General features: G+C 39.2%; 15 protein-coding genes. 11 read left to right on the forward strand and 4 right to left on the reverse strand.

Annotated elements, in window-relative coordinates:
* Positions 1–45 precede the first annotated feature (45 nt).
* The 3 genes from I6F50_RS15795 to I6F50_RS15805 are packed head-to-tail and all read left to right on the forward strand — an operon-like array spanning position 46 to position 3,126.
* Positions 46–924, forward strand: coding sequence for an acyltransferase (locus tag I6F50_RS15795; protein WP_024594279.1), 879 nt, complete (start codon positions 46–48; stop codon positions 922–924).
* Between the two features lie 25 nt (positions 925–949).
* Positions 950–1,870 carry an acetyltransferase gene (locus tag I6F50_RS15800; RefSeq protein ID WP_024591377.1) on the forward strand — a complete coding sequence of 307 codons (921 nt, stop codon included), beginning with the start codon at positions 950–952 and terminating at the stop codon, positions 1,868–1,870.
* On the forward strand, positions 1,867–3,126 hold the full coding sequence (locus I6F50_RS15805; RefSeq protein WP_024594278.1) for a mechanosensitive ion channel family protein: 1,260 nt from the start codon (positions 1,867–1,869) through the stop codon (positions 3,124–3,126). Before I6F50_RS15800 ends, I6F50_RS15805 begins: the two co-directional genes overlap by 4 nt.
* Here I6F50_RS15805 and chrA read toward each other — a convergent pair.
* Positions 3,083–4,237, reverse strand: a complete 1,155-nt coding sequence (chrA, locus tag I6F50_RS15810) for a chromate efflux transporter (protein WP_010554934.1) — start codon at positions 4,235–4,237, stop codon at positions 3,083–3,085. The two genes, I6F50_RS15805 and chrA, sit on opposite strands and share 44 nt — an antisense overlap.
* 190 nt (positions 4,238–4,427) lie before the next feature.
* Here chrA and I6F50_RS15815 point away from each other — a divergent pair, with 190 nt between their 5' ends.
* Positions 4,428–5,060, forward strand: a complete 633-nt coding sequence (locus I6F50_RS15815; RefSeq protein WP_197176683.1) for an OmpA family protein — start codon at positions 4,428–4,430, stop codon at positions 5,058–5,060.
* Here I6F50_RS15815 and I6F50_RS15820 read toward each other — a convergent pair whose 3' ends face one another.
* Complete coding sequence (locus I6F50_RS15820) at positions 5,061–6,839, reverse strand: ABC transporter transmembrane domain-containing protein (RefSeq protein WP_197176686.1); 1,779 nt, start codon at positions 6,837–6,839, stop codon at positions 5,061–5,063.
* 88 nt (positions 6,840–6,927) lie between these two features.
* Between I6F50_RS15820 and I6F50_RS15825 the strand changes: the two genes are divergently transcribed.
* The 4 genes from I6F50_RS15825 to I6F50_RS15840 all read left to right on the forward strand — a co-directional run bounded on the left by I6F50_RS15825 (position 6,928) and on the right by I6F50_RS15840 (position 9,205).
* The gene (locus I6F50_RS15825) at positions 6,928–7,326 is read left to right on the forward strand and encodes a DUF3224 domain-containing protein (protein WP_197142458.1); all 399 of its coding nucleotides are present in this window, start codon (positions 6,928–6,930) and stop codon (positions 7,324–7,326) included.
* Between the two features lie 208 nt (positions 7,327–7,534).
* Positions 7,535–8,152, forward strand: a complete 618-nt coding sequence (locus tag I6F50_RS15830; protein ID WP_197176688.1) for a LysE family translocator — start codon at positions 7,535–7,537, stop codon at positions 8,150–8,152.
* Positions 8,153–8,218: 66 nt separating this feature from the next.
* Positions 8,219–8,764: a PH domain-containing protein gene (locus I6F50_RS15835; protein WP_165729086.1), complete on the forward strand. Its 546-nt coding sequence runs from the start codon at positions 8,219–8,221 to the stop codon at positions 8,762–8,764.
* A gap of 45 nt (positions 8,765–8,809) precedes the next feature.
* Positions 8,810–9,205 carry a DUF1801 domain-containing protein gene (locus tag I6F50_RS15840; RefSeq protein ID WP_197176690.1) on the forward strand — a complete coding sequence of 132 codons (396 nt, stop codon included), beginning with the start codon at positions 8,810–8,812 and terminating at the stop codon, positions 9,203–9,205.
* Between the two features lie 22 nt (positions 9,206–9,227).
* Here the strand turns inward: I6F50_RS15840 and I6F50_RS15845 are convergent, their stop codons facing one another.
* Positions 9,228–9,572 (reverse strand): rhodanese-like domain-containing protein, encoded by a 345-nt coding sequence (locus I6F50_RS15845; protein WP_165729088.1) that lies wholly within the window; start codon positions 9,570–9,572, stop codon positions 9,228–9,230.
* A gap of 300 nt (positions 9,573–9,872) precedes the next feature.
* On the opposite strand from I6F50_RS15845, the gene I6F50_RS15850 reads away from it, so the two are divergent.
* The gene (locus I6F50_RS15850; RefSeq protein WP_165729089.1) at positions 9,873–10,175 is read left to right on the forward strand and encodes a metalloregulator ArsR/SmtB family transcription factor; all 303 of its coding nucleotides are present in this window, start codon (positions 9,873–9,875) and stop codon (positions 10,173–10,175) included.
* A 212-nt stretch (positions 10,176–10,387) separates the two neighbouring features.
* Here the strand turns inward: I6F50_RS15850 and I6F50_RS15855 are convergent, their stop codons facing one another.
* Positions 10,388–11,065 (reverse strand): nitroreductase family protein, encoded by a 678-nt coding sequence (locus I6F50_RS15855; protein WP_165729090.1) that lies wholly within the window; start codon positions 11,063–11,065, stop codon positions 10,388–10,390.
* 187 nt (positions 11,066–11,252) lie between these two features.
* Here I6F50_RS15855 and I6F50_RS15860 point away from each other — a divergent pair, with 187 nt between their 5' ends.
* Both I6F50_RS15860 and I6F50_RS15865 read left to right on the forward strand, forming a co-directional pair.
* The gene (locus tag I6F50_RS15860; RefSeq protein ID WP_165729091.1) at positions 11,253–12,134 is read left to right on the forward strand and encodes an ABC transporter ATP-binding protein; all 882 of its coding nucleotides are present in this window, start codon (positions 11,253–11,255) and stop codon (positions 12,132–12,134) included.
* 9 nt (positions 12,135–12,143) lie between these two features.
* Entirely contained in the window at positions 12,144–15,722 is a 3,579-nt protein-coding gene (locus tag I6F50_RS15865) for a M1 family aminopeptidase (protein WP_197176691.1), read from the forward strand.
* Positions 15,723–15,832 lie beyond the last annotated feature (110 nt).

The following is a 15,832-nucleotide window of genomic DNA, read 5'->3' on the forward strand; positions in this document are numbered from 1 at the left end:
AAGCGCAGTATTAGTGGCTGCGCAATGTTTAAAGGAATGGAAGTAATGTCAGTTATTCGCAGTGTATTTAGTATTATTTTTTACACAATAAACACACTTTTTTGGTTTGTGCCTATTTTTGTTTGTGGGCTTATAAAGCTTATCCCTATTAAGCCTCTACAAAAGCTTATGAGCTGGGCAGCTAAGCAATTTGCAACTATTTGGGTTACCTTTAATAGCTTAAATCAAGCGTTATTCACGCCAACTAAACTTAATGTAACTGGCCTTGAAGACCTTAAATTAAAAGATTGGTACCTAGTAATTGCAAATCACCAAAGCTGGGTCGATATTTTAGTATTACAGCGCGTGTTTAATCGTAAAATTCCATTTTTAAACTTCTTTTTGAAAAAAGAGCTTATTTACGTGCCTATTTTAGGTTTATGTTGGTGGGCGCTTGATTTTCCGTTTATGACTCGCACGAGTAAAAGCCAATTAAAAAAGAATCCAAAGCTGCGTGGCAAAGATTTAGAAACCACACGTAAAGCCTGCGAAAAATTTAAAGAGATGCCTGTAAGTGTGGTTAACTTTGTAGAAGGCACTCGTTTTACTACGCAAAAGCATGAGCGCCAAAATAGCCCGTTCCCACATTTATTAAAACCAAAAGCGGGCGGTATTGCTTTTGTAATGCAAGCAATGGGCGAGCAAATTACTAAAGTGGTTAACGTTACCATTCAGTACCCAGATGGTATTCCTACTTTTATGGATTTTGCTGGTGGTAAGGTAAAAAATATCAACGTACACGTGGAAGTAAGGCCGGTAAGCGAAGAGCTTATTGGTGACTACACCGGTGATTCTGAATTTAGAGTTCGCTTTCAAAGCGAGTTAAACCGCTTATGGGAAAACAAAGAGCAAACACTACAATCGCTCGAAAAAACCCATAAGTAAAAGGTAAAAATATGAGCTTACAGTTATGCTAAAAAAGTGGTTACCAAATTGGCTTAACGGCTTAATTGTAGGCTGCGTATTGTTTTCTAACATGATACTTTTTGGCTCGCTAGTATTTGTACTGGGCCTTATTAAGTTATTACTGCCTTTGCCTGTGGTTAACTCTATATTACACAGCGCTTACCGAGGTTGGTGTAACGGCAACCGTTTAGGGCTTTGGTTAGGTTGCCCTAACATTGTGGTTGATATAAGTGGCGACTTAAACTCAAAAAGTTGGTATTTACTTATTTGTAACCACGCGAGTTGGTTAGATATAACTGTACTTAGCTCATTACATGCATTGCCTGCCCCTAAGTTCTTTTTAAAAGACGGGTTAAAGTACATGCCTTTTATTGGCACTGGTGCGTGGGCTATGGGTATGCCGTTTATGAAACGGGTAAGCAAAGCGCAGCTTGCTAAAAATCCAAAGTTGAAAGGGTTGGATGTAGAGCGCACGAAGCGTAGCTGTCGTAATTTTCGTCATCATCCTACTACCATCATTAATTTTGTTGAAGGTACACGCTATACGCCAGCCAAACATAATCTGCAACAAAGTCCTTTTAAGCATTTATTAAAGCCCAAAGCGGGTGGCATTGCTTTTGCGCTTGAAGTATTAGCCGATCAATTTGATGCCATGCTTAATACAAGTTTAGTATACAGCGGTAAGACAGATCACGTTTGTCGTAACTTGCTAAAAGGTGAGCTAGATTCTATTTATGTTTCAATAGACGTAACGCCCATTAATGACAATATGCAGGGCAGCTATCAAAGCGATGACGTATTTAAAGTTAATTTTCAACATTATGTGAATGAGCTATGGGTTGCTAAAGATCAGCAGCTTGCCGACATTTATGCTCAACAAGATTTACCTGAACCACAAATCAGTAAGGAAATTGAAACACTATGACCAACACCCATCTTCAGGAATTAATTGCTCCTTGGTTTGAAAAAGTACCCGACGCGGATTTTCTTAGCTCAATTACCGCAGTCTCAATAGGGATATTTTCTTTATTAATTGTTTACTTATTTACTCGTAGATTAATGTTACCTGGCATTCAAAAAATAGTGACGAGGCTTTCTCCTGAGCGAATTGGTGCGCTTTCTCCTATGCTTAATAAGCTAAATAAACGTATTGCCGGAATGCTGTGCTGCGTATTGTTTTTAGCTACGTTTGATAGCGTATACCCAGTTAATGAAATTGCAGGAGAAATACTAAAAACAATAGGACAAGCTTTGCTTATTATTTATGCGGGTTTTATTTTTAGTAGTATTGTGAGCATTGCGGGTACTATTTATAACCAGTTAGAGTTTGCACGCGAAGTCCCTATTCAGGGCTTAATTCAGGTTGTTAAGCTAATAACCTTTATTGTGTGTGCAATTTTAATTGTGAGCATTTTTCTTGAGAAGTCACCTACTTATATTCTCTCTGGCTTTGGTGCCATTGCCGCTGTTACGTTGTTAGTATTTAAAGACACTATTTTAGGCTTTGTAGCCAGTATTCAAATAGCAGCAAATCGCCTAGTAACCTATGGTGATTGGATTCAAGTAGAAAACTACGGCGCCGATGGAGAAGTAATTGATTTGGGCTTAAATACTGTAAAGGTACGTAACTGGGATAACACCATAACAACTATTCCAACTTATATGCTGGTAGCGGGTTCATTTAAAAACTGGCGCGGCATGCAAGAGTCGGGCGGTAGACGTATTAAACGTTCACTCAATATTGATATGCACAGTATTTGTTTAGTGGGTGATGAGTTTAGAAAACAAATTGATGCGGCTATTCCGCTGCACGACTATATTCGAGTGACGACATTACCTGCTCAGGTTTCTAATTTAGGGTTATTTCGTCGCTATGCTGAAGGCTATTTAAAACAGCACAGTAAAATTAATACGTCGCTTACGTTAATGGTACGAGAGCTACAACCACTAAACCATGGTTTACCTATTGAGTTTTATTGCTTTAGTGAAGACAAACGCTGGATTTCGTACGAGCATTTACAAGCCGAAATAATGGACCATTTACTTGCGGTATTACCCGTGTTTGGGCTTAGAGCGTATCAAAGTGTAAGTGGGCAATTAAGCCCACCTAACGAGCAACAAACAGATAAGCCAACATTTAGAGTGATGGCAAATAGTGCTGTAAAAGACCCACAGCAATAAATAAAGCTAAGAGCCACCAAATAGGTGGCTTTTTAAATCGCAGCCATGCAAATGTAATTATTACTAACGCAACTTGCCAAAGGTTATGCACCGCTGATGTCCAAATTGGCGAATACAGTGCAGCCGCTAAAAAACCTACTACCGCGGCATTAAGCGCCGCTATTGAGCTTGCAAAACGTGGCTTACTTGCCAAGTTAATCCAGCTCTTTTGGAATGCGAGTATAAGTAAAAAACCAGGCATAAATATAAGCAGTGTAGCTATAAGAGCACCCACTAAAGGTTGTTCTGTAGTAAGTTGTGCGCCTAAGTAAGTAGCAATAGTAAACATAGGCCCAGGCACTGCTTGTGCACTCGCGTAAGCACTTAAAAACTGATCATCACTCAATGCTGGTACGCCAGCTTGAAGTACCGGCAGTACTACGTGTCCGCCGCCGAACACCATTGCACCTGCCTGGTAAAAAGGGGCAAACAAAGCGAACTCATGCCCTAGTGGAATAAAGCTAACACCAAGTAAGAGCGCAAATAATCCCAGTGCAATCCAATTAATATTACTTTTTGTACTGCTAACATTTTCTGTGGCTGTACCCAGTTTTAATAAAGGCCATATAGCACCTATTGTTGCAGCGGTTATTAAAATAGCGATTTGAGTTCCCATCATTGGAAATAACACCAAAGCAAGTGTACTCATTACAGCAAGTAACTTAAGCGCAGCACTTGTACAAAAGCTTTTAGCCATACTAAGTGTTGCATCAGCAACTATAACAACGGCAAATAACTTTAAGCCTGCAATAATAGCAAAGTAAACAGCGTCAAACTGATGAGCACTAACCGCAAGTAGCACCATTATTAAAAACGAAGGCAGCGTAAAACCTACAAAAGCAGCTATACCACCCAGTACTCCAGCACGCTCAACACCAATAGCAAAACTAACTTGGCTAGAGCCTGGCCCAGGCAGTGCTTGGCTTAAACTAATAAGTTGTGCGTAACGCGTGTTAGTTAACCAATTTAACGAGTCTACAAAGTGGCGTTTAAAGTAACCTAAATGCGCAGCGGGGCCACCAAAGCTCATACACCCTAGTAAAAAAAACTGTCTAAAAATAGCAATTAACATTGCGCCATTATCCTTTGTAAAATTCGTTAAATTGTCACTGTGTAGTATGACATTTTTATTAAAATGACACATTAGTTTGGTGTCTGTTTAACAATCAAGCAAGATGCGTTGGTTTTAACACCCTCTTCATAGTTTGTTCATACATGTATTTGCATACTCTTGCTAAATTCTTAATGAATAGGGTATCACCATGACTTTAATTAAATCACTTTTAAGCGTAACCGTACTAGCCGTATTACTTTCTGGTTGTGAAATGAATAATGCAGGTAAAGGCGCAGCAATTGGCGCTGCCGCAGGTGGCGTATTAGGTAAAGCTACGAGTAACCATAAAGATAAACGCTTTTTTATTGGTGCAGCTATAGGGGCACTTGCGGGAGCTGCTGTTGGCGACTACATGGATAAACAAGAAGCGGCTTTTCGTGATGAGTTAGCGGGTTCAGGTGTTGAAGTAGTGCGTGAAGGTGATAACTTACGTTTAGTAATGCCATCAAATATTACATTTGCGACTGCTCAGTCTTATATTTCATCAGGCTTTAACGATACGTTAGATGCAATTGCTAAAGTAATGAACAAGTACGAAAAAACCTACTTAAGTGTAGAAGGTCATACCGACAGTACGGGTAAAGATAGCTTCAACATGAATCTATCGCGTGAACGCGCACAAAGTGTGAAAGACTACTTAGTGAACCAACAAATTATGGCTACACGTATTAGCACTATGGGCTATGGCGAAACACGCCCAATTGCAACTAATGATAGTGCAAATGGCCGTGCTCAAAACCGCCGTGTAGAAATTCAGATAGTGCCAAATACCGAAGAATAATTAGTCTTTATTAAACTGTAATTCACACAGTTTTTGATACAGCGGGTTACTTACTAACAACTCTTGGTGAGTACCCGTTGCTATAACCTCCCCATTTTCCATTACTACAATTACATCGGCATGTTTTACCGTTGCCAGCCTATGGGCAATTATTAACGTTGTTCTGTTTTGCATTAAATGCTCAAGTGCAGCTTGTACATGGTGTTCGCTTTGCGCATCCAGCGCGCTGGTGGCTTCATCAAGAAGGAGTATTTCAGGGTCTTTTAATATAGCGCGTGCCAGTACAATACGCTGCTTTTGCCCACCCGATAACCTCACACCCTGCTCACCTAAAAAGCTGTTATAACCTTGCGGTAACTGTTTGATAAATTCATCGGCATGCGCATACTTTGCTGCAGCGTATACTTGCTCGTCGGTTGCACTTGGGTTGCCGTAACGAATGTTATGCATTACATCGGAGCTAAACAAAATAGGGTTTTGCGCTACCATGCCCATTTTATTGCGCAGAGTATTAAGCGATAAATCTTTAATGTTTACATCTTTAAATTTAATGGCTCCGCTAGCCGGATCGTAAAAGCGCTGTAGTAATTCAAATAACGTTGTTTTACCTGCACCAGAAGGGCCAACAATTGCCACGGTTTGGCCTTGATTTATATTTAGGCTTATTTTATTAAGCGCGCTTACGTCTGGGCGAGAGGGATAGTTAAAGCTTATATTTTCAAGCGTAATAGCAGGGCTGCTACTTTCTTGCAGTAAATTACTATCTTGTGGGTTTAGCGGGTTTTCTATTTCACTTTTAACAGCAAGTAACTCAAGCAGCCTTGCCGCCGCGCCTGCTGCGCGTTGTAGCTCGCCATATACTTCAGCAACGGTTGCCACCGACATTGCAACCATAATAGCGTAAAACACAAATGCACCTAGCTCGCCCCCGGTCATGGTACCTGCAAGTACATCGTTGCCACCTACCCATAGCATAGCGCTAATGGCACTAAAGGTTAAAAAAATCACTACGGCTATTAAAAACGAACGCTGTTTAATGCGTTTTTTAGCCACGTTAAAGGCTTTTTCGGTCTCAAGTGCAAAGGCATGTTGCTCTTGTTCTTCATGGCTATAGCTTTGCACTACTTTAATATTTTGTATGATTTCTCCGGCATAGGTACTTATGTCGGCAATGGCATCTTGGCTTGAGCTGGCTAGTTTGCGTACCTTTCGACCAAATATCATCATAGGAACAAGTACCAGCGGTACACAGGCTACAACCACTAAAGTAAGTTTTAAATTAGTAAACAACAACATAGCAAGTCCACCAATCAACATAAGTACACTACGCAGCGCCATAGAAAATGATGAGCCGATAATTGATTGCAGTAATGTGGTGTCGGTGGTTAAACGCGACATAAGCTCGCCACTGCGGTTTTCTTCAAAGTAGCTAGGGTGTAGCGTAACAATACGATTAAACACGGCTTTTCGAATATCGTTACTGACTCGTTCGCCAATCCACGACATTAAATAAAAACGGCTAAAGGTGCCTACTGCTAATAAGCTGATTAAACCAATGAGTACAAGTACAGCTTGTTGTAATTGCTCTTTGGAGCCTGCAATAAATCCATGATCAATAACAAATTTAACACCTTGCCCTAATGATAAGTTAACACCCGCAGTAACTAATAGTGCAGCAAGCGCCGCTACTACCATCCATTTATACGGTTTAATAAAAGCAAAAACAGGTAATAAGCTGCTAAAAGCGGCTTTTTCGGATGCAGAGGTGTTTTTTGACATAGTGGATTCTTTTTAAAGGTTAAGGTATAGATATGGCATCATCGGATTAAAAATCAATAGTATTAAATATCATCAATAAGGAATTGTTATGACAACAAAAATAATAAGTGGTGAATTTACAGTGGCTTTAGCGCTAATTGAAGGTTACGCCAATGGGCAGCAAGGTATTAACTTAGGACGTATGTCGATTGATAAAACATTTAAAGGTGACTTAAATGCTACAAGCCAAGGCGAGATGCTTAGCGCAATGACGCCAACCCAAGGCAGTGCGGGTTACGTGGCAATAGAGCAAGTGATAGGTGAGCTTGAAGGTAAGCAGGGCAGTTTTGTACTGCAACACTTTGGCACTATGAATAAAGGACAAGACAGTCTTATTTTAAATGTTATTCCTGATTCAGGCACAAATGAGCTAAAAGGATTAACTGGCAGTATGAAAATACGCATTGAGCAGGACATTCACTATTACGACTTTGACTACCGCTTATAAAATGGATAACAAACAATGCAAAAAATAGTAGAATTTAAAAAGCGTGGTTTTTTAGTAACGGCATTGATGTAGATGCTTTGAATGAGCGCATATACCACTTAAATCAAGAAGGTTGGAAAGTAATAAGTATAAATACCGCGACTGCTTTTCAAGGCCAAATAACGGCCTATATATTATTAATAGAAAACGATGAACTATAAGGATAAGAATGACATTAGCAGCATGGTTTAGTTTAGTACTTGTATGCATGATGGGTGCAATGTCGCCAGGCCCAAGCCTTGCAGTTGTATTAAAGCATACAATGAGTGGCGGAATGAAAAACGGTATGCTTGCTGCACTTAGCCATGGCGTAGGTGTTGGACTTTATGCGGCAGCTTCGTTACTTGGCTTAGGGACATTAATGGTTCAGTTTCCTACGGTATACCAAGTGCTTGTATATTTAGGCGCTGGGTATTTAGCCTATTTAGGTTTAAAAATACTATTAGTAAAACCCAGTAATGACGAACTGCAAGTACAAAAAAGCGAGGTAAGTGCAACTAAAGCGCTGCAAGATGGATTCGCCATTGCATTTTTAAACCCTAAATTAGCAATTTTCTTTTTAGCGTTGTTTTCGCAGTTTATAGACCCGCAAAATCTCACTTTAAGCATTGGCATTATTATGTGCTTAACCGTGTTTATAATTGATACCGGCTGGTATTTGCTAGTTGCAGTACTTACTGAGGTTTCAAAAAACCGCTTTGGTTTTACTAAGCAAAACCCATGGCTTGATAAAATACTGGGTGTTGTGTTTATTGCCCTTGCTATAAAGGTCGTTATTAGTTTGTAAGATTGAGTAGAGATTATTGAAGTTTACAGAGTGTATTTGTAGTTATATAGATAAAGGATTAAAACAATGACAAAACATATTTTAAAAAGTGCTTCATTCGATTACAAGGTAAAACAATATTGGATGGTTACTACTTCACTATTTGCAATGTTGGCTCTTGTTACTATACCGCTTATACCTATCATTTTACTTATAGTATGGCTGGTGGGCGGGCGAATACTCGCAGCTATGTCGGCTGACTTATTACCACAAAAATTGGTAGTTAAACGTGGCATATTATTTAAAGAAGAAAAATCTATTCCGCTTGAAAAAATAACCGATGTTGGATTAAGCCAAGGGCCGTTAATGCGACTGTTTGGGTTATATCGTTTAAGCTTTGAAACGGCAGGGCAGTCAGGAAATGGGGCTTTAGTGTCTTTGCTTGGTGTAGTTAATGCGAGTGAGTTTAGAGAAGCGATACTTGAGCAAAAAGATGTATTGGCTAATCAAGGTAAAACTTCGCAGCAGGCGACAGAACAAAGTGAGAAAGAGCTACTGAGAGCACTTACTTATAGTGTTAAAAATATTGAGCAGATGCTACTTGTTTTACTTGATGAAAGGCAGCAAAAGTAACTTATTTTTAAATACAGCCAATATCTTGCTTATAAGGATGTTTTTGTGACTACGGATATTGAAAATATATTTAATAATTATCCTCAGATAACTAAAAGTACGCTTATAAAATTACGGGAGCTAATTTATACCGTAGCACAAGAGCAAAACTTGGGAGCTGTGGAGGAGTCAATAAAGTGGGGAGAGCCAAGTTATAGCACAATAAATGGCAGCCCCATTCGCATTGGCTTTAAAGGATCATCATGTTATTTGTTTTTTCATTGCCAATCAAAGCTAGTAAGCACATTTAGAGAGTTGTATTTCCACACTCTCACTTTTGAAGGTAACCGGGCAATTGTATTAAATAGTGAAAAGCCATTACCAGAGTACCCACTTAAAGCGTGTATTAAATTAGCACTGACTTATCACAGCGTTAAACACCTACCTTTGTTAGGTGCATAACTGCAAGCACTTAAGTAGATGCTTAAAACACGCTACATATTTGGCTTGCATCACAGGTAATAACACTAACGTTTTCATAACCAACACGTGTTAGCGCTTCTGCACCAAGGGTTGCACGTGCACCACTGGCACAGTGTAAGTAAATTGGGCGTGTTGCATCTTTTTCTATTTCCATCAACTTCATTTCGAGTAACCCGCGCGGAATATTTATTGCTCCAACAGCTGCATTTGTTGCGTGTTCTGCTGGTTCGCGCACATCAATAAGTAAGCCTTTATTTTGTTCAAGCTCGAGCTTTGCTTGTGCTGCGTCAATACGGCGCTGGTTAGGTGTGATAATTTTAAGTAAATCAGGGATTGATGTAAGCATGCTTTTTTATTCCTTAAGGTTACGTTTGCGTAATTGTGTGATCATCAAATACAAACAACTAATAGCAGATTGAATTGAGTTTAGTGTAATAAAAACAGTAAGCCATATTCATCTAGGATCAAAATATTGCAGCTATACAAATACGGCAATTATGAGTCCCGCAATTAAAAAATGAGCTATTCAATTTTATTTAGTGTTTTATTTACTATATTCGTTTTTTCTATATTAGTAAATTCTAATGTTAGACATTAACAATGCATATATTTATACTCCAATCACTTTTTATAATAAGAGCATGCTATGAATATCGACTTTATTGCAATGGCTGGGAATGTGGCGCAGGCAGAGCAGTTATTAAAAATTTTAGCGAATAAAAATCGCTTAATGATTTTATGCTCTTTGCAAGATAAAGAAATGAGTGTATCGCAACTAAATGAAGCCGTACCTTTAGCACAATCGGCACTTTCTCAGCATTTAGCTGCACTACGAAAAGCGAATGTTGTTGCCACTCGCCGTGAAAGCCAAACTATTTATTATCGTATAATTGACGATAACGCAGTGCAATTACTTGGCACGCTATATAACTTATTTTGTAAAGACTAACGATTTTTAGTGGCGTGAGTAGCGCAGCGAAAGCAGGTTAGAATAACCTCAGCTCTATTGTATTGTTTTTGTGCTATTAATTTTTTGCAGCATTTGTACTTAAATAGATTTCGTACGAAAACAGCCACTATGCTTAGACGAAACTACAAATACATAACAGCATATTATCGCAAGGTTTAACCCAAGCGATAAGTTTGCGGTTAAAGATCATCTCAAATAAACGTAGCTATTTCATCGATAGATTTTTTATCCAGTGCATGAGCCGGTATTGTGGCATCTTCACTTGGGTAGCCTGCAATAAGTAACATATACGGGCGCTCGTTATCCCTATCTCGGCCACATATGTCGGTTAAAAAGCTCATTGGTTTTGGAGTATGAGTAAGGGTTGCCAAACCTGAACGGTGCAAAGCTTGAATTAAAAAGCCGGTAGCTAAGCCAACAGACTCATGCACATAATAATTCGTATTTTTATCATCAGTGCTTACGCCGCCCTTTTTTTGACTAAATACAGCTATAAGCCAAGGTGCATGCTCTAAATAAGGTTTATTGGCGTCGGTACCTAACGGTTTTAGCGCATCTAACCATTCTTCACCTGCTCGCCCTTCATAAAAAGAACGTTCTAGCTTTTCGGCGGCTTCTCTTATTTGCTTTTTTACATCGCTACTATTTATAGCAACAAAATGCCAAGGCTGATGATTCGCTCCACTGGGTGCTGTACCTGCTGCTTTTATACATGCTTCAATAATATTTTTTGGTACTGGGCGATCGCTAAAGCTGCGAATGCTATGGCGACGTTGGCTAGTGATTAAAAACTCGTTAGCGCGATTTAGCATTTCGTCGTGTGGGTATTCTATAAAGTCGTTTAATGGCTGACTTTGGTGATCTTGCATGGCTTTTCGCTTCTTATAAAAAGTATATGTGGTTTTTATACCGAGTGAATAAAGCGTAGGCAAGTGTTATGAGTTTAAATTATGTTTATTTGTTGTTACAAATCTAACCAGTAAGTAACTTATGTTCCTGTTTTTCTTGTGGTATAAAACATCATAAAAATAATTACTCATATTCAAGGAAGTAAAAATGCTATCAATAACTGGGTTATCTAAAACCTACGATAACGGCGTACATGCACTACAAGGTGTTGATTTATCTATCGGTAAAGGGATGTTTGGATTGCTTGGGCCAAATGGCGCAGGTAAATCATCGCTTATGCGTACCATTGCAACACTACAGTCGGCTGATTCAGGTTCAATTACTTTTGATGGCATTGATGTATTTAAAGACCCACAGGCACTGCGCCAACGCTTAGGTTACTTACCACAAGATTTTGGTGTGTACCCGCGTGTTAGTGCTTACGACTTACTGGACCATATGGCTGTTTTAAAGGGTATTCATAATAAAGCGGAGCGTAAAGAGTCGGTTGAAGGGTTACTTGCGCACACTAATTTATATCAACATCGCTCAAAAGCGGTAAGTGGCTTTTCGGGCGGTATGCGCCAGCGTTTTGGTATTGCACAAGCCTTACTAGGCGACCCTGATTTACTAATCGTTGATGAGCCAACAGCGGGGCTAGATCCTGAAGAGCGTAATCGTTTCCATAACTTATTAGTAAGCTTAGGCGAGCAAAAAGTAGTTATATTATCGACCCATATTGTTGAAGATGTTGCAGAGCTTTGCCCAAATATGGCGGTGTTGGCTGGCGGTAAGATTTTACTGGAAGGTAACCCAATAGCGCTTACCGATAAGCTCCAAGGACAAATTTGGCGCAAAGCCATGAGCCAAGAAGAAGCGCAAGAACTTGAGCCGCAATTACCGGTTATTTCTAAGCGCTTATTTGCAGGGAAAACAATTTTACATGTAATAGCAGAGCAGGCTCCACAAGGGTTTGAAGCAAGTAATGCAAATTTAGAAGATGTGTATTTTTCTACACTGCTTAATCATCGTAACAGCGAAGTAGCATAAGGAGGCGTTATGTTTTTTAATATGCTTGCGTTTGAGCTGCGCTATTTTATGCGCCAACCTTCGTTTTATGTGACCTCATTAATCTTCTTTTTTATGGCGTTTTTTATAAGCTCCAGTAGTAAGTTTCCGCTAGGTGGGGCGAATGTTCATATGAACTCGCCGTTCTCGATTATGCTTTTAACCGTTACATTTTGTACACTCGCTATGTTTTTAGTGGTTAACTTTGTTGCCAGCTCTGCTATTCGCAACAGTGAAAGCAAAATGGATGAGCTGGTATTTAGTAAGCCTGTTAATCCTGTGCCTTATCAAGCAGGGCGTTTTTTTGGTTCTTACTTAGTTGTACTTATTGTGTTTTTAAGCGTGCCATTGGGTGTGTTTTTAGGGTCGCAATTTGGTTTATTAGTTGGCTGGCTCGATGGCGAATTGATTGGTCCTAATAAGCTAATGTACTACGCTGCGCCTTATCTTTATTTAGCAGTGCCAAGTTTACTTGTGCTTTCGGCTATTTTTAATAGTGTAGCGGTCTATTTTAAAACCATGATGTCGGTGTATGTAGCAGCTGTTGTGATTTTTATAGCCTATCAAATTGCCGGCGTTTACTTTGATGATTTAGCATTTAGAAATATTGTTGTTTACGCCGACCCATTTGGTTCAGGTTCGTTAATTGATTTAACACGTTATTGGACTGTAAATGATAAAAACACAGAAGTGCTAACGCTCACAGGTGACCTTTTAGTTAACCGTATATTGTGGGTGGCAATCAGTGTTGCAATGTTTTTTGGCCTTGGAAAGCTAAGCAACCGCATAGTAACTAAAAAACAGAAGAAGCAATTTAAAGTCTCTGCTTTTGTACAAAATAAACAAGCTGCACTTATCAATAGTGCTAAAAATTATAAATCAGCGGGGATTAGTACTAAATCTCAGCTAATAATGCGCAGTATATTCGAACTTAAACAAGTTATATTTAGTGCTCCTTTTATGATTTTAGCGGGTGTAAGCATTGTAACGCTTATGATCCCTCTGTTTGCGCCTATTGGTGCTTATGGCACTACTAACTGGCCTTTAACTCAGAATATGGTCAATATTATTAGCGGTATTTCTGGTTTATTTTTGTTTGTTATTATCGCTTTTTATAGTGCTGAGCTTGTGTGGCGAGAGCGACAAAGTGGCATGGGCGATATTATTGACAGCTTTCCTGTACATAACAGTGTTTTTTGGGTGTCAAAAATACTGGCTTTAATCGCCGCTGTTTCTGGGTTGTTCCTCGTGGGAATGATACTCACAATTACAGTTCAGTTATTTAAAGGTCAATTTAATTTAGAGCTAGGACAGTATTTATTTAGGATTGTTTATTTATCGATTTTACCGTTGATTATGCTGACAGTACTCGCCTTCTTTTTACAGATTATTAGCCCGAATAAATATGTAGGAATGGGTTTGTTTATTTTGTATTACATAGCGCAAAAAGTAATGGGTTCTTATGGGTTTGAGCATCATATGTATCATTTTTCGCAAAGCAGTAGCGTACCGTATTCTGATATAAATGGTTATGGACATTTCTTACAAGCTGCGCATTGGTACACATTATATTGGGGCGCGTTAAGTCTTGTTTTAGCGATTGTTGGGTTTGCGTTATGGCACCGTGGTCCTTCACAAACGCTGCGCACACGCCTGTCTATGCTTCGTTATAATATGTCGTTAAAAGGGCAAGCGATTGCGGTTATTAGTGCACTAGTGTTTGTTGGTGCAGGCTACAATATTTATAACAACACGCGAGTTTTGAATGAGTTTACTACGAGCGATGAGTTTCAAGACAAGCAAATAAGTTATGAACAGCAGTTTGCACAATACAAAGACTTAGCAGTACCTATGGTGACCGATGTTGACTTAACTGTTGATATTTATCCAAAAAAGCGTGCTTTAAGTGCTGTGGCAAAAATTAAATTTACTAATACCTCTAACGAGCCAATTACGCGAGTGTTAATAAGCTCACCTCAACACGCTAAAAGTTGGGATGTAGCTATGGCAGGCGGTAAGATAGTTGAAAAATTACCAGCGCTTTATTCAGCATGGTTTGAGTTTGAGCAGCCGCTTATGCCAAACGAAATAAGAGAAGGGCAACTGTCGGTTACTCGTGATCATACAGCCTTTACTGATAAAGACTCTGATACACAATTAGTTGCCAATGGCACTTTTATTAATAACTTGGAACTCCTTCCTAGCTTTGGTTATAGCCGTGGTTTACAGGTAGCTGATAAATTTGAACGCCGTAAGCATGATTTACCAGAACTTGAACGTGCCCATAAGCTAGAAGACAGTCAGTACTATACTCAAAGTGATTTTGGTGCAGCTAATGGGTTTATTAACTTTAAGGCAACGGTAACAACCGACGAGTCGCAATTTGCTATTACCCCAGGGTATTTACAAAGTGAAAGTGTAAAAGACGGGCGCCGCACTTTTGTTTATGAAATGGATGCGCCTATTTTAAACTTTTATGCGGTGCTTTCGGCTGAACTTGAAAGTAAAAAGGTTGAGCATAATGGGGTAAATATTGAGGTGTATTACCACAAAAATCATGCATGGAATGTTGACCGCATGATTGAGTCGGTACAAGACTCGATAGATTACTTTACACAAGCATTTGGGCCGTATCAGCATAAGCAGCTACGTATAATTGAATTTCCTAAGTATCGCTCGTTTGCACAAAGTTTTGCCAATACAGTCCCTTACTCAGAAAGCATGGGGTTTATTACAGACTTAAGAGATGAGAGTAAAGTTGACTACCCTTACTATGTTACCGCACATGAAGTAGCGCACCAGTGGTGGGGGCATCAAGTGTCGGGAGCAAATGTTGAGGGGAGCGCAGTTATGTCAGAAACGCTTTCACAATACAGTGCGCTTATGGTGCTTGAAAAACGCTTTGGCGCAGAGAAGCTAAGTAAGTTTTTAAAATATGAGCTTGATAGGTACTTAATAGGGCGTACAGGGGAAGCCTTTGAAGAAATGCCACTATATAAAACGCAGTCTCAACAATATCTTCATTACAATAAAGGATCTGTGGTAATGATGGCGATTTATGATCGTTTAGGTGAAAAACGGTTAAATGATGCACTCAAAGCATTTTTAAATGAGTTTCAGTACCAATCAACACCATACCCAACAACACTTGATTTACTTAGCTATTTAAAACAAGACGCAACACAAGCAGAGCAAAGTTTTATTGACGATCAGTTTAAATATATCACCTTATATGAGCTTGAGATGAAAGATGTGTCAGTTACAGATAGCGTTGATAGCGAAGGATTTTATACTGTAACACTTAGCGTAGAAGCCGTTAAACAGCGTGCGGATGGCCAAGGTGAAGAAACTGAACAGCCGCTCGATGAGCTAATTGATATTGCATTGTTTAGCGATGACCCTGAAAACCTACTAGCTGAAGATTTTGTTATTTACTCTCAAAAGCACCAAATAGTATCAGGTACTAATACTATTGAGCTTAAAGTAAAAGAAAAGCCACTATTTGCGGGGGTTGATCCTTACATTAAGCTAGTCGACAAGGACAGTAAAAATAACCTAGCTAAATTTTAAGGTCTATCTACTAACCACTTAAACTGACTAATTTAAAGGCCGCATTTATGCGGCCTTTATGTGTAATAAACTGTATAAAACTTCATAGCGTTTCTACATATTCCCCACAG

Origin of the sequence: Pseudoalteromonas sp. NZS127_1 (genome assembly GCF_015864295.1) — a bacterium.
Lineage (GTDB): Bacteria > Pseudomonadota > Gammaproteobacteria > Enterobacterales > Alteromonadaceae > Pseudoalteromonas > Pseudoalteromonas arctica.